Origin of the sequence: Enterobacter wuhouensis (assembly GCF_035835995.1) — a bacterium.
Classification (GTDB): Bacteria; Pseudomonadota; Gammaproteobacteria; order Enterobacterales; family Enterobacteriaceae; genus Enterobacter; species Enterobacter wuhouensis.
Genome location: NZ_CP142124.1, coordinates 2,301,125 through 2,314,290, shown reverse-complemented (window position 1 = coordinate 2,314,290; position 13,166 = coordinate 2,301,125). Strand labels below are relative to the sequence as shown.

General features: G+C 57.1%; 10 protein-coding genes and 1 pseudogene. 7 read left to right on the top strand and 4 right to left on the bottom strand.

Annotated elements, in window-relative coordinates; translation table 11 throughout:
• Positions 1-49: 49 nt before the first annotated feature.
• Positions 50-1,387 (bottom strand): TolC family outer membrane protein, encoded by a 1,338-nt coding sequence (locus VPX56_RS11215; protein ID WP_326471805.1) that lies wholly within the window; start codon positions 1,385-1,387, stop codon positions 50-52.
• 721 nt (positions 1,388-2,108) lie between these two features.
• Here VPX56_RS11215 and VPX56_RS11210 point away from each other — a divergent pair.
• Together VPX56_RS11210 and VPX56_RS11205 are read left to right on the top strand one after the other, a co-directional pair.
• Positions 2,109-2,852, top strand: coding sequence for a DeoR/GlpR family DNA-binding transcription regulator (locus VPX56_RS11210; protein ID WP_326471803.1), 744 nt, complete (start codon positions 2,109-2,111; stop codon positions 2,850-2,852).
• 13 nt (positions 2,853-2,865) lie between these two features.
• The gene (locus VPX56_RS11205) at positions 2,866-3,933 is read left to right on the top strand and encodes an oxidoreductase (RefSeq protein ID WP_326471801.1); all 1,068 of its coding nucleotides are present in this window, start codon (positions 2,866-2,868) and stop codon (positions 3,931-3,933) included.
• An 84-nt stretch (positions 3,934-4,017) separates the two neighbouring features.
• Here the strand turns inward: VPX56_RS11205 and cybB are convergent, their stop codons facing one another.
• Positions 4,018-4,548 (bottom strand): cytochrome b561, encoded by a 531-nt coding sequence (gene cybB, locus VPX56_RS11200; protein WP_131632722.1) that lies wholly within the window; start codon positions 4,546-4,548, stop codon positions 4,018-4,020.
• Positions 4,549-4,738: 190 nt separating this feature from the next.
• Between cybB and gap the strand changes: the two genes are divergently transcribed.
• Positions 4,739-5,740, top strand: coding sequence for a type I glyceraldehyde-3-phosphate dehydrogenase (gene gap / locus VPX56_RS11195; protein WP_326471798.1), 1,002 nt, complete (start codon positions 4,739-4,741; stop codon positions 5,738-5,740).
• A gap of 36 nt (positions 5,741-5,776) precedes the next feature.
• Here gap and aldA read toward each other — a convergent pair whose 3' ends face one another.
• On the bottom strand, positions 5,777-7,216 hold the full coding sequence (aldA, locus tag VPX56_RS11190) for an aldehyde dehydrogenase (RefSeq protein ID WP_326471796.1): 1,440 nt from the start codon (positions 7,214-7,216) through the stop codon (positions 5,777-5,779).
• A gap of 198 nt (positions 7,217-7,414) precedes the next feature.
• Positions 7,415-8,206: a YdcF family protein gene (locus tag VPX56_RS11185; protein ID WP_326471794.1), complete on the bottom strand. Its 792-nt coding sequence runs from the start codon at positions 8,204-8,206 to the stop codon at positions 7,415-7,417.
• Positions 8,207-8,435: 229 nt separating this feature from the next.
• Between VPX56_RS11185 and VPX56_RS11180 the strand changes: the two genes are divergently transcribed.
• The 4 genes and pseudogenes from VPX56_RS11180 to VPX56_RS11165 form a co-directional block, all read left to right on the top strand.
• Positions 8,436-10,088, top strand: coding sequence for an MFS transporter (locus VPX56_RS11180; protein ID WP_370972136.1), 1,653 nt, complete (start codon positions 8,436-8,438; stop codon positions 10,086-10,088).
• 21 nt (positions 10,089-10,109) lie between these two features.
• The gene (locus VPX56_RS11175; RefSeq protein WP_326471792.1) at positions 10,110-11,192 is read left to right on the top strand and encodes an HlyD family secretion protein; all 1,083 of its coding nucleotides are present in this window, start codon (positions 10,110-10,112) and stop codon (positions 11,190-11,192) included.
• Positions 11,189-12,568 carry an efflux transporter outer membrane subunit gene (locus VPX56_RS11170; protein ID WP_326471790.1) on the top strand — a complete coding sequence of 460 codons (1,380 nt, stop codon included), beginning with the start codon at positions 11,189-11,191 and terminating at the stop codon, positions 12,566-12,568. The genes VPX56_RS11175 and VPX56_RS11170 overlap by 4 nt, the downstream gene beginning before the upstream one ends.
• A gap of 15 nt (positions 12,569-12,583) precedes the next feature.
• A pseudogene (locus tag VPX56_RS11165) lies at positions 12,584-13,108 on the top strand (O-methyltransferase); the annotation flags it as partial.
• Positions 13,109-13,166: the final 58 nt, after the last annotated feature.

Below are 13,166 nucleotides of genomic sequence, written 5' to 3'. Positions count from 1 at the left end.
TTCACCCATTATTGTCAGACTTATATCGCGCAGAAAGGCGCGTCTTTTATTAACTCAAATCGGGTAATTTCGCAGCAGCGTTTTTCTCGATGCCAATAAGGGGCATGAGATTGTCTACAGCTGATGCGTAATTAATTGCCGAACTCCAGCCATCATATTCGGCGATTATTTTTGCTGAGGTCGCGGCCCAAACGTCCTGTTCGACGCTGAGCAAATCGTTAATGCTGCGCTTGCTCAGGGTATATTCGTTTTTATAGACATCGCGGGCGCGCAGCGCATTTTCCAGCTGTCGTTTTCCCGCCTCCACTCTGCCGCGCGCGCCGGTCCAGTCGGCCTGGGCAACCGAGGCTTTTTGCAGTACATCAAATCGCGCCTGGTCAACCTGAGACGATGCCATCGCCCTTGCGCCCTCGGCCTGGCGCACGCGTGCCGATACGGCGCCCCCTTGGTAAAGCGGTGCGTCAATATTGAGCTGTATCTGGTCGTCCCAGTAGGAACGGTTGTCCGACTCATAGCGCGTGCGGCCGCCCTTCAGGCTTAACGTCGGCCAGTGCTGGGACTTTGCCGTTTCAACGCCATACTGGGCGGAGCGCTCCATGTTCTGCGCGGCCATCACCGCGGGTATCAGCGAATAATCAATGCGGTTCAGCGAATCAGGCTCGACGGCGAGATTCGCGGGCACAGGCGAATAGCGCTCCGCCTGCATTCCGGTCAACACCGCCAGTCGTGCGCGGGCGCTGTTTAAGGAAGCGTTATACTGCTGAACCGTCGCCTGCATGCCCGCGATCCGCGTGCGGGTCTGAAGTTCGTCGGATGTCGAACTCACGCCTGCATCCGCACGCAGCATCGCCAGCTGCTCGACGTTTTTAAGCGCCTGCACATTCTCTTTTGCCGCCTGCAGCAGATCGGTGTAGCGCTTAACCTCCACGTAGCTGAGGGCCGTTTTTTCCGCTACGTCAGACAGCGTGCCCATCAGCTGATAGCGATAGCTATCGCGCTGGGCCGAAGACTGGCTGATGCTGTTGTTGGTTTTGCCAAAATCGTAAACCAGCTGCGTCAGGCTGAGGCCCCAGGCCGCAGAATTACGCAGCGATCCGCTGGAATCTGTCGTTTGGCTATGGCCCGTGCTGCCGTTTAAGGATATTTGTGGCATCCAGCCGCTGCGCGCTTCATCTATTTGCGCCTGGCCAATACCCAGCTGCGCCGCCTGCTGGCTCACGGAAGGATCGCGATCGATGGCGAAAAGGATACTTTCTTTGAGCGTTGTCGCGGTAATTGGCGCAATGCCAACCTGGCTGCTATTGGCGTAAGCCGTATTGACGACCAGGGCAATAAGCGCCACGGCTGTCGGAAATCTGAATAAACTATCGTTACGCCATGCAGTCATTTTATCCCCCTGACTCTGAGTGCTGACCAAATACTTACCCAAAAGTGGTAGTGATAATTAGACAAATACTCTTCACTCCCTCTGCGCCAAATTTAAGGTGAAAGCTGCCCATCCCATTTCCGCTGGAAATGAGAGCCGACCGTATTAAATAAAATTAGGAATTTACTTATTTTTAAAGCTGGATTGCAGCATAACAAAATGCTTTATATGCAACTACACCCACAGTGTTAATAAGGTGTTACAAATAAGAAAAATCGCAAGGTTTCTCGACAATAGTCTTAAAAAGGCCTTTCACATGAAACAAATAAAACCCTTGTTATTTAAGTAAAATTCCTAAAATGCGCCCTGTACATTTTTGCGTTAATTTCAGAGTGCGTCAGACACAAAGATTTTCAAAGAACTGTCAATTTAAGTAACCTTCTAAGCTTAAGAAAGATTTAATTTTATCAACTGCAAATCAACCAGCTTATTATTCCATTAAGAAAGTAAATAAAGGATTAATACGCTAATTACCCGCACTATAGCGGTCACATAGCCCAAATAGTTAAACAAAACATAACGATAACATCGTGATTAACATAAAAAACAGTTTAGAAAGACTTAATTAATTAAATTTTAATAATCACTCAATTGAACCATGGGCTCAGGTTTGACTATTCCCTTTCACGAGAAATGCGGTAATATGCAAACTATTGCGACATTTTGCAGGATTACGCTTACCATGCATAAAACGGCCAGACAAAAATACGTTCTTGAGATGCTCAGCGAACGGGGCCAGGCCAGCATCACCGAGCTGGCAGAAAGGCTAAACGTCTCTGCAGATACCATCCGCCGGGATTTGACCGACCTGGAAAATCAGGGGCTGGCGCAGAAAAACCACGGCGGCGCTATCGCGCTGGATCTTTCCGCCATGAGTCGTCACAGCAGAAATACGCTGCTGCCCGAAGCCAAACAGCGCCTGGGGAAGCGGGTTGCACGGAGCGTTCCGCCGGGTTCAACGCTGTTTCTGGACGCGGGAAGCACGGTTCTGGCGGTCGCCTCTTTCCTTGAAGGCCCGCTGACCGTCATTACTACGTCGCTGGATATCGCTCAGTTGTTCAGCGACCGGACGGATATCGACCTGATCCTGCTCGGCGGGAAATGGGACCAGAAACAGCGCCTGTTTGCCGGCAGCGCGACCCTCTCCCTGCTCTCGCGCTACCGGGCGGATATTGCCATTCTCGGCGCCTGTGCTATCCACGCCGAGCTGGGCCTGAGCGCCAGCCAGGAGGCCGATGCCGAGGTTAAGCGAGCCATGCTGGCAGCCAGCCACCAGCACTGGATCGTAGCCGATCGCCTCAAGCTGAACCGCTGTGAACCCTGGCTTGTCTGTGGGCTCGCCGACATTCATCAACTGTTTTTAGATCGTCCCTGGGCAGAGCCTGGGGATACTGGCGCACTGCAGATTACGGTTTGCGCAAATTAAGGTGGAGTTCGTTATGAATAAAGTGAAGACAATCAACGTTGCGCTCATCGGCTATGGTTTTGTCGGCAAAACGTTCCATGCCCCGCTTATCCAGTCGGTGGAAGGATTAAAACTGGCGGTGGTTTCCTCGCGTGATGAAGAGAAGGTAAAACGCGATCTGCCGGATGTTCAGGTAGTTGCCACCCCCGAAGAGGCCATTCAGCATCCCGATATCGATCTGGTGGTCATTGCCTCACCTAACGCTACCCACGCGCCGCTGGCGACGCTTGCCCTGAACGCAGGCAAACATGTGGTCGTCGATAAGCCGTTTACGCTCGACATGCAGGAGGCCCGCGACCTGATTGCCCTGGCGGATGAAAAAGATCGCCTGCTCTCGGTGTTCCATAACCGCCGCTGGGACAGCGATTTCCTCGGCATCAAGCAGGCTATCGAGCAAGGCCGTATCGGCAAGGTTAAACTTTTTGAGTCGCACATTGACCGCTTCCGCCCGGAAGTGCGCGTGCGCTGGAGAGAGCAAAACGTGCCGGGCAGCGGCCTGTGGTTCGACCTCGGCCCGCACCTGATCGACCAGACGCTGCAGCTTTTCGGGTTGCCCGAGTCGGTTCAGGGCAATATCGCCACCCTGCGCGACGGCGCGGAAATTAACGACTGGGCGCACGTGGTCCTGAACTACCCTGAACATAAGGTGATTCTGCACGCCAGCATGCTGGTGGCTGGCGGTACATCGCGCTTTACCGTTCACGGCGATAAAGCCAGCGTGGTGAAGGCATGCATCGATCGGCAGGAAGCACAGCTGCTGGCGGGTGTTATTCCGGGCAGCGAAAGCTGGGGCGAAGACAGCGACGATATGGTGCTGTTTGATGCCAACGGCGACGCAACGCGTCTGAAAACGCCGAAGGGCGATCAGCGTCAGTATTACATCAACGTGCGGGATGCGCTGATGGGCAAAATCGAGAACCCGGTTCATCCGGTTGACGCGCTGGCGGTAATGGCGGTGCTGGAAGCGGCGGTGAAGTCATCTGAAACAGGGTCAACCCAGACGCTGGAATTAACAGCTGAAGAGCGTGCTCTGCTGCGTTAAAAAACAAGCCGGGTGGCGCTGCGCTTACCCGGCCTACAAACGGTTCTGAATCGTAGGCCGGATAAGCGCAGCGCCAGTTAAAGACTACTGACGCTTTTTCGGCATCATGCGCAGCAGCGTGTTGTCTTTCCAGAAATAGTGGTGCATCAGCGCCGCCAGCGCGTGCAGGCCAATGACGAAATAGCCCAGGTTTGCCAGCGTCACGTGCCACTCTTTAAGCACATCCACCAGGTCAAAATTCCCTTCCGCCGCGTGCGGCATCACCATACCGAAGGCAAACCAGTCATTCCCCCGGTTATACATCATCACAATGCCGATCAGCGGCAGCGCGATAAACAGCACGTACACAATCAGGTGGCCCAGATGCGACAGGCCGGTGATCATCGGTTTGGGCTTCGGCTGAATGGGCGGAGCCGGGTACTTAAGGCGGATCAGCAGGCGCGCCACCATCAGCACCAGGATGGAGATCCCGCAGGAAACGTGGATCATGTTTATCAGCGGACGGTCTGTTCGCGGAAAAAAGCCTCTGAACTCCATGGCGCAGTAGGCCACGATGACTAACAGAAACACCAGCCAGTGAATGCCGATTTGCAGGCCTGTATATTTAGTGCGCATGTGATTTCCTGATGAATAACAAATACAGCGCCAACATAATCCGCTTTGCTTAAAAATTCATTAACTTTTCTGTATTGTTTTTCAAATACTTCCTTACGCATGAAGCATCTTCAATTGCCGCCCGGCCCGTGATGGTCTAAGCCTGGATGAGTTCAAACTGTCGCATCGACATGTTCACCAGGAGAATACGATGAGTAAAATTGGTATTAACGGATTTGGACGTATCGGACGCCTTGTGCTGCGTCGCCTTCTTGAAACCCAGGACAGCAATACCGTCGTCGCCATCAATGACCTAACCTCTCCAAAAGTGCTGGCCTACCTGCTGAGGCATGACTCTAACTACGGCGGATTTCCGTGGAGCGTCGACTTCACCGAAGACGCGCTGATTGTCGATGGTAAAACCATCGCGGTTTACGCCGAAAAAGAGGCCAGACATATCCCCTGGAAATCGGCAGGCGTGGATATCGTCGTGGAATGCACCGGTTTTTATACCTCGGAAGAGAAATCCAGAGCGCATCTGGATGCAGGTGCCAAAAAGGTGCTGATCTCCGCCCCGGCGGGCGAGATGAAAACCATTGTGTTCAACGTTAACGACGACACTATCGATGCCAGCGACACCATCATCTCCGTCGCCTCCTGCACCACGAACTGCCTCGCCCCGCTGGCGAAAGCGCTCCACGACGCATTCGGCATTAAGGTGGGCACCATGACCACCATTCACGCCTATACGGGTACGCAGGCGCTGGTAGATGGGCCGCGCGGGAAAGATCTGCGCGCCTCTCGCGCGGCGGCGGAAAACATCATTCCCCACACGACCGGTGCCGCCAAGGCCATTGGGCTGGTGATCCCGGCGCTGAGCGGCAGGCTGAAAGGTCATGCGCAGCGCGTGCCGGTCAAAACGGGTTCCGTAACGGAGCTGGTGGCCATCCTTGAGAAAAAGGTCACGGTGGAGGAGATCCACGCCGCGCTGAAAAAAGCCACCCAGGGCAACAAATCCTTTGGCTACACCGACGAGGAAATTGTCTCCTCCGACGTGATCGGCTCACACTTCGGATCGATATTTGACGCGACGCAGACGGAAGTAACCGAGGCGGGCGATGTGCAGCTGGTGAAGGCCGTCGCCTGGTATGACAACGAGTATGGGTTCGTCACGCAGCTGGTGCGGACCCTGGATAAATTCGCCTCGCTGTAAGGCAAAACCCCCTCTCCTGCGGGAGGGGGGTATTCATTAAGACTGAAGATAGACCACCTGCGTTTGCAGATATTCATTCAGCCCGTGCTTACCGTCCGCGCCGCCAATCCCGGACCTGCGCCAGCCCGCGTGGAAGCCCTGCATGGCTTCAAAGTTCTCGCGGTTAATGTAGGTTTCGCCAAACTTCAGCCCTTTAATCGCCTTCATGGCGACGTTCAGATCCTGAGTATAGAGTGATGACGTTAAGCCGTAGTCGCTGTCGTTAGCCATTTTCAGCGCCTCCTCCAGCGTATCAAAAACCACCACCGGCAGTACCGGGCCAAACGTCTCTTCATGCATAATCGCCATTTCCTGGCGCACGTCCAGCAGCAGCGTCGGCGGATAATAGTAGCCTTTCCCCTCGACCGCCTTGCCGCCGAGCACCACTTTCGCCCCTTCCTGTACCGCGCGCGCCACTTTTTGCTCTACGCGCTCAAGCGCGGCGGCGTTAATCAACGGCCCCATCGCAATGTCGTTTCGTTCGGCGGGATTGCCAAACTGAACGGCTTTCATCGCTTCCCCAAGACGGTTAACGAAGCGGTCATAAATCCCTTTCTGCACGTAGACGCGCTCGGCGCAGTTACATACCTGCCCGGTGTTGATGACGCGGGAATCGACGATGGCTTTTACCGCCAGCTCCAGGTTGGCATCATCCATTACGATGGCGGGCGCTTTACCGCCCAGCTCAAGCCCTACTTTGGTGATGTTTTTCGCCGCCGCCGCCATGATCTTCTCACCCGCGCCGACGCTGCCGGTCATGCTGACCATCGCCACTTTTGGATTCCCCGCCAGCTCCTGGCCGACGGTTTCGCCCCGGCCCAGCACCAGGTTGAAGACCCCTTTAGGGAGGCCAATTTCGTCGACGATTTTGGCAAAAGCAACGGCGTTATTAGGCGTAAATTCGCTCGGCTTAATGACGATGGTGTTTCCCGTCAGCAGCGCGGGCGCGAGCTTGCGGGCAATCAGGAAGAACGGGAAGTTCCACGGCAGGATGCCGGTGGTGACGCCCAGGGCGCGCTTGAAGACCAGAATGTTCTCGCCGGGACGGTCGCTCTGGATAATTTCCCCTTCGTAGCGACGCGCCCACTCGGCCATATAGTCGATGTAGTCGGCGGTAAAGTTAACTTCTACCTCCGCCAGCTGCTGAATTTTGCCGCCTTCTGCCACGATCAGGGCGCTGATTTCGCTCACGCGCTCGCGGATACCGGCGGAGATCTTACGCAGCCATCCGGCGCGTTCGATGGCGGGCAACGCCTCCCACTGAGGCTGAGCGCGCTCGGCGGCGTCGATGGCCCTGGCCGCATCTTCAGCGCGACCGTCGGGAATACGGGAAATGACCTCTTCGGTGGCCGGGTTGATAACATCAATCCAGGCGTCGCCCTGCCAGGTAACAAACTGTCCGTCGATATACATAGGATGTTGTACGGGTACTGTCATAACCTGCTCCTGTAATTACACTGTTTTTAACAAGTAAACTTATTGTTAAAAACTACAGTTGCAGGCGAAGTTGCCTACTCTATCGCGCTGTTTTTGTGAGATATCTCAAAAAAGAACCGGGTCAACAAAAGGCCATCATTACAAATTCGCAACATCAATTGCCCGTTTGCGGCAAAGGTTACGCAAACGGGCAACGGCTCAGGAAACTGAACGTTGATTCAGCAGCCCGGTCAGGATTGCGTCCTGACGCAACGCCTCCCACGCCGCGCTCACCGCATCGGGAAATTCAACGTGGGTAATGAAATCGCGCCCCGCCGGGCCATAGCCGTTGATGTCATCATACAGGCGCGGAAGCTCCCCCAGCAGCAGTGAGATATAGCGTTCAACCGGCCACAGGCCGTCGCGATCCGGGCTAAACGCCACGCCGCCCTCGCCGTTGTGAAGACGGGGAATAAAGCCCGGATGGCTTAGCCACTGCGGTGAGACAGGCTCATCGCGGCACACCCGGGCGAAGGTTGCCATCGTACGGCGCTGCATGGTGGGGTCTTGCACGACCAGCACCCGCCCGGCGCGCTGCCGATGCCGTTTGAGCAGTTCCCAACTAAAGCGGGCATTTTCCCCGCAGTTGGTTGAGCGATCTTCAATCAGGATTTGGCTGGTGGGGATCTGCCAGAACCGGCTGGCGATATCCCCCAGGATGCTCGCCTCCGCGCGCCCGGCGGTGGGGATCGCGTGATAGCGAGGATGACCGGCAACGGCTGCATATAAAAATGAGGTCGAATGCCCGATCCCGCCGCTGATCAGGAGCGGAATACCGTTTTGCGCGGCGATGCGGCACGCCGCGTCAATCGTGGGGATCACCGCATTTCCGGCCAGGATTACCCTGTCAACGTCCGACACCTGTTGGTCATCCTGCGCCAGCCACGCCCCGACGGTGTTGATTGCCGCCAGCGTAGCGTCCGGCAAGCCGGGAATATTAGCCTGTTCCATTGCGGTCTCCTCCTGATATGGTCTCTTAGGGTAGCGGCATTAGCCTGACGGGCGCAACCGTGGGCACGCTTCACGCAGGTGAGCCCGTCCTCATTTCGTTTTTTTCCTTAACTATCCCTTCAACATGCGGTTAACATGCGATAATCATATTCACTTGAATTATGATTTACGTCAGACGTAGAATCATTAGCCCGCTCACTATTCAACTTTTGCTAAGGTAAACGTCGCTATGCGCCTGCCCCAACGCGATCCTTATGCTCCTCGCGAGTGGCAGCCACATGAGAAGCCCGCCCTGCTGGGTTCACCCTCTACGCCGGAACACCCTACCCCGAAGCGAATTGCCTACGGCATCGTTGGCCTGCTGGTGTGCCTGACGGGCGCGCTCGGTAACGCGGTCGTGACCGCCAACCTGCAAAACCTGCAGGGAACCTTCGGGGCATGGTCGACGGAGATCGCCTGGCTGCCCGCCGTCTACGTCATGACCAATGTCTCCATCAACCTGCTGCTGGTGAAATTCCGCCAGCAGTACGGGCTGCGGGCGTTTACGGAGGGGTTCCTGGTGCTTTATGTGCTGGTGACCTTTTTCCACCTGTTTGTAAACGATCTCAGCTCGGCGCTGATGGTGCGAGCCGCGCACGGCATGGTCGCGGCTGCGCTCAGTTCGCTCGGTATCTATTATCAGATTCAGGCCTGGCCCGCGAAGCACCGTCTGAAAGCCCTGACGATTGGTATTACCGGATCGTCGCTGGCGATCCCCATCGCGCGGCTGTTTTCAACCGAACTGCTCCAGCTCGACGAGTGGCGCGGGCTTTACTTCTTTGAGCTGGGGCTGGCGCTGATATCGCTGGCCTGCGTGATGGTGCTCAAGCTGCCGCCGGGCGACCGCCGAAAGGTTTTCGAGAAGAAAGATTTTGTGACCTTCTTTCTGCTGGCGCCCGGGATGGCGCTGCTGTGCGCGGTGCTCTCTTTAGGCCGTCTTGACTGGTGGTTTGAAGCGCCGTGGATTGGCTGGTCGCTGGCGCTATCGCTGGTGTTGATTGTCTCTGCGATTATGTTTGAACATAACCGCAGCAATCCCTTGCTCAATACCCGCTGGCTCTCAAGCGGCAGTATCGTGCGTCTGGGGTTAATTATGCTGCTGATCCGCATCGTGCTGGCGGAGCAGAACACCGGGGTTATCGGCTGGCTACAGTACGTTGGCCTGCAAAACGAACAGATGACGCACCTGGCGTGGTCTATTTTCGCCGGCATCGCCTGCGGGATCGTCGCCAGCTGTTTAACGATCAAGCCCACCAAGCTCGCGTGGCCCATCATTACCTCGCTGGCGCTGATGATTGTGGCCTCCCTGCTCGACAGCCGGTCGACCAGCCTGACCCGCCCGGACCAGCTGATGCTGAGCCAGTTCCTGCTGGGCTTCGGCAGCGCCTTCTTTCTTGCCCCGGCAATGCTGGCCGCCATCGGTGGCGTCATCGCCGAACCGCGCAACCTGGTTAGCTTCTCGGTGATGTTCGGCATGAGCCAGAATATCGGCGGCCTGCTCGGCTCAGCGATCCTCGGCACCTTCCAGACCTGGCGCGAGAAGTACCACTCCAGCCTGCTGGCCGAACAGCTCACCACGCTCAATCCCCTGGTGAACGAGCGCATTCAGGCCTATACCCAGATGTATCAGAGCCTGATTGGCGACAGTTCCCTGCTGAGTACCCAGGCCATCACGCAGCTGCAGACGGTCACCGCCCTTGAGGCGAACATTCTGGCTTATAACGACACTTATCTTCTGACGGCGAGCATTGCCGCCGCCACGCTGGTGTGGATTTTATGGCGCTTGTTGCGCCTGCGCATAACTGCCCGCATGGCCCTGAAGAAGGCCACGGGCAACAAATAATAGAGAGTTTCTGGAGAGTTTATGAGTCAGCAGGATGCCGCCAAAGAGCAGGCCAACACGCGCAAAAACGTGCGCATTGTTTCGGTATTCACCGCCGCCGCCATCGGTATTGTCGGCGTGCTGGCGATCCTCTACGCCTGGCAGCTGCCGCCGTTTACCCGGCACGCGCAGTTTACGGATAACGCCTACGTGCGAGGCCAGACGACGTTTATCAGCCCGCAGGTGAATGGTTATATCACCGAGGTGAACGTACAGGACTTTGTGCAGGTAAAAAAAGGCGACGTGCTGCTTCAGATAGACGATCGTATCTATCGCCAGCGGGTCCATCAGGCCGAGGCGCAGCTGGCGATGAAAATTGCCGCGCTGAAGAACAACCTGCAGCAGCGTAAAAGCGCCGAAGCGACGATCGCAAAAAACGAGGCGGTGCTGAAAAATGCGCGCGCCCAGAGCCTGAAAACCCAGGCGGACCTCAGGCGCGTGAAGGATTTAACGGCAGACGGGTCGCTCTCCATTCGCGAGCGCGACGCGGCGCTTGCCAGCGCCGCACAGGGTAGCGCCGACATCGACCAGGCCAAAGCGACGCTTGAGATGTCGCGCCAGGACCTGCAGACCGTTATCGTCAATCGCGGTTCGCTTGAGGCGGATGTCGAAAATGCGAAAGCGGCGCTGGAGCTGGCGCAGATCGACCTGCAAAACACCCGCATTATTGCCCCGCGCGACGGCCAGCTCGGCCAGATTGCCGTGCGTCTTGGCGCGTACGTTACCGCCGGAACGCACCTGACCACGCTGGTCCCGCCGCAGCACTGGGTGATCGCCAACATCAAAGAGACGCAGCTCGCGAATTTACGCGTCGGCCAGCCGGTCAAATTTACCGTCGATGCGCTTAACGACAAGGCCTATCAGGGCCGCGTGGAGAGCATTTCTCCGGCGACGGGCGTCGAATTCAGCGCGATTACCCCGGATAACGCCACCGGCAACTTTGTCAAAATCGCGCAGCGTATTCCGGTGCGCATCGAGGTGCTTGGCAAACCTGAAGACTCAGCCCTGCTGCGCCCTGGCATGTCGGTGCAGGTGACGATTGATACGCGGGAGGCGAAGCCATGACGCTGCGCCCGCTAGCCGGCCTGCTGATCGCCGTCATTCTGGCGGGATGCCAGTCGGTGGACGTTGAACCGGCAAAATCGTCCCTGCACATCCCGGCGCAATGGCGCACCGATGCAGGCCCCGCCAGCCAGGTAGAACAGCTCTGGTGGCGAAGCTTTCACGACAGTAATCTCAACCGCTACGTGGATGAGGCGCTCAAAAACAACAGCGACGTGCTGATTGCCCGCGAGCGCGTGAACGAATATCAGGCGCGGGTCTATGCCGCCGACGGCAGCCTGTTCCCGTCGCTTGAGGCGGGCGTGACGGGCACCCGCGCCCGTTCGCAATCCGCCGCCACCGGTCTGCCGGTCTACGGCACGCTGTATAAAGGCAGCCTCACCGCCAGCTACGATGTTGATATCTGGGGCGTGAACCGCAGCACCGCCCGCGCCGCCGAGGCCTCGCTGGAGGCGCAAAAAGCCGCTGCCGCGGCGGCGGATTTAACCGTTGCGTCGTCGGTAGCTACCGGATACGTCACCCTGCTCTCGCTGGATGAACAGCTGCGCGTCACCGAATCCACGCTAAAGTCGCGTGAAGCAGCGTTCAACCTTGCCAAACGGCAGTTTGAAACGGGATACACCTCGCGGCTGGAGCTCATGCAGTCCGACTCTGAACTGCGATCCACACGGGCGCAGGTGCCCGTGCTCCGGCATCAGATTGCTCAGCAGGAAAACGCGCTGGGCCTGCTGCTTGGCGGTAATCCGGGCAATATCGCGCGTGGCGACAGGTTTGACGCGATTACGCCGCTCCACCTGCCGTCGCAGTTGCCGTCGACGCTACTTAATCGCCGTCCGGATATCGTGCAGGCGGAACGCCAGCTTATTGCAGCCGACGCAACGCTGGCGGCGTCGCGTGCCAGCCTGCTCCCGTCGATCAACCTCACCGCAACCGGATCGATACAGGATCGTACCCTGTCCGGCCTGCTGGATAACCCGCTGCAGCTCTGGAGCGCAGGCGGCAGCATTCTGGCGCCGCTGCTGAACCGCCAGGCGCTGAATGCGCAGGTTGATATTTCCCAGTCCCAGCGTAATCAGGCTCTCTATTCCTACGAAAAAGTGGTGCGAAATGCTTTTGCAGAGGTGAATGATAGCCTTGACGCCATAACGCGCTATCAGGAACAGCTGACGGAGCTGCTTGCCCAGCAGGACGTGGCGCAGGAGACGCTGCGGATTGCGCAAAACCGCTACAGCAACGGCTATTCGTCCTATCTGGACGTGCTTGACGCTCAGCGTACGCTGTACTCGGTGCAAACCAGCGTGGTACAGGTAAAAAATAATCTGCTGCTGGCGCAAATTGACTTGTATAAAGCGCTGGGCGGCGGATGGGTAAGTGCCTGAAAACCTGCCCGGTGGCGGCTGCTGGCGCTGTTCGTGCGCATGACGCAGGCAAGACGCATTCTTGAAATCGGTACGCTGGGTGCCTATAGCTCGATCTGGATGGCGCGCACCCTGCCGCCGGACGGCAAGCTGGTTACGCTTGAAGCGGACCCAGCGCATGCCGCCGTTGCGCGGCAGAATATCCAGCTGGCCGGACTTAACGATCGCATTGAACTCATCGAAGGGCCCGCGCTGACGTCACTGGAACAGTTTGGCGACGTTCCCCCGTTCGATCTGATCTTTATTGATGCCGATAAGCCGAACAATCCCGGCTATCTGGAGTGGGCGCTTCACTACTCTCGTCCCGGCACGGTGATTATCGGCGATAACGTGGTGCGCGACGGCGAGGTCATTAACGGCCAAAGCGACGACGCGCGGGTACAGGGCGTGCGGCGTTTTATCGAGATGATTGGGGATAACCCGCGCTTAACCGCCACCGCGCTTCAAACGGTGGGGGTTAAGGGATGGGATGGGTTTACGCTGGCAATGGTGAACGGGTGAAAAAATGTGCGGGCTGATGCCCTCACCCCGACCCTCTCCCCATGGGAGAGGGTGAAAA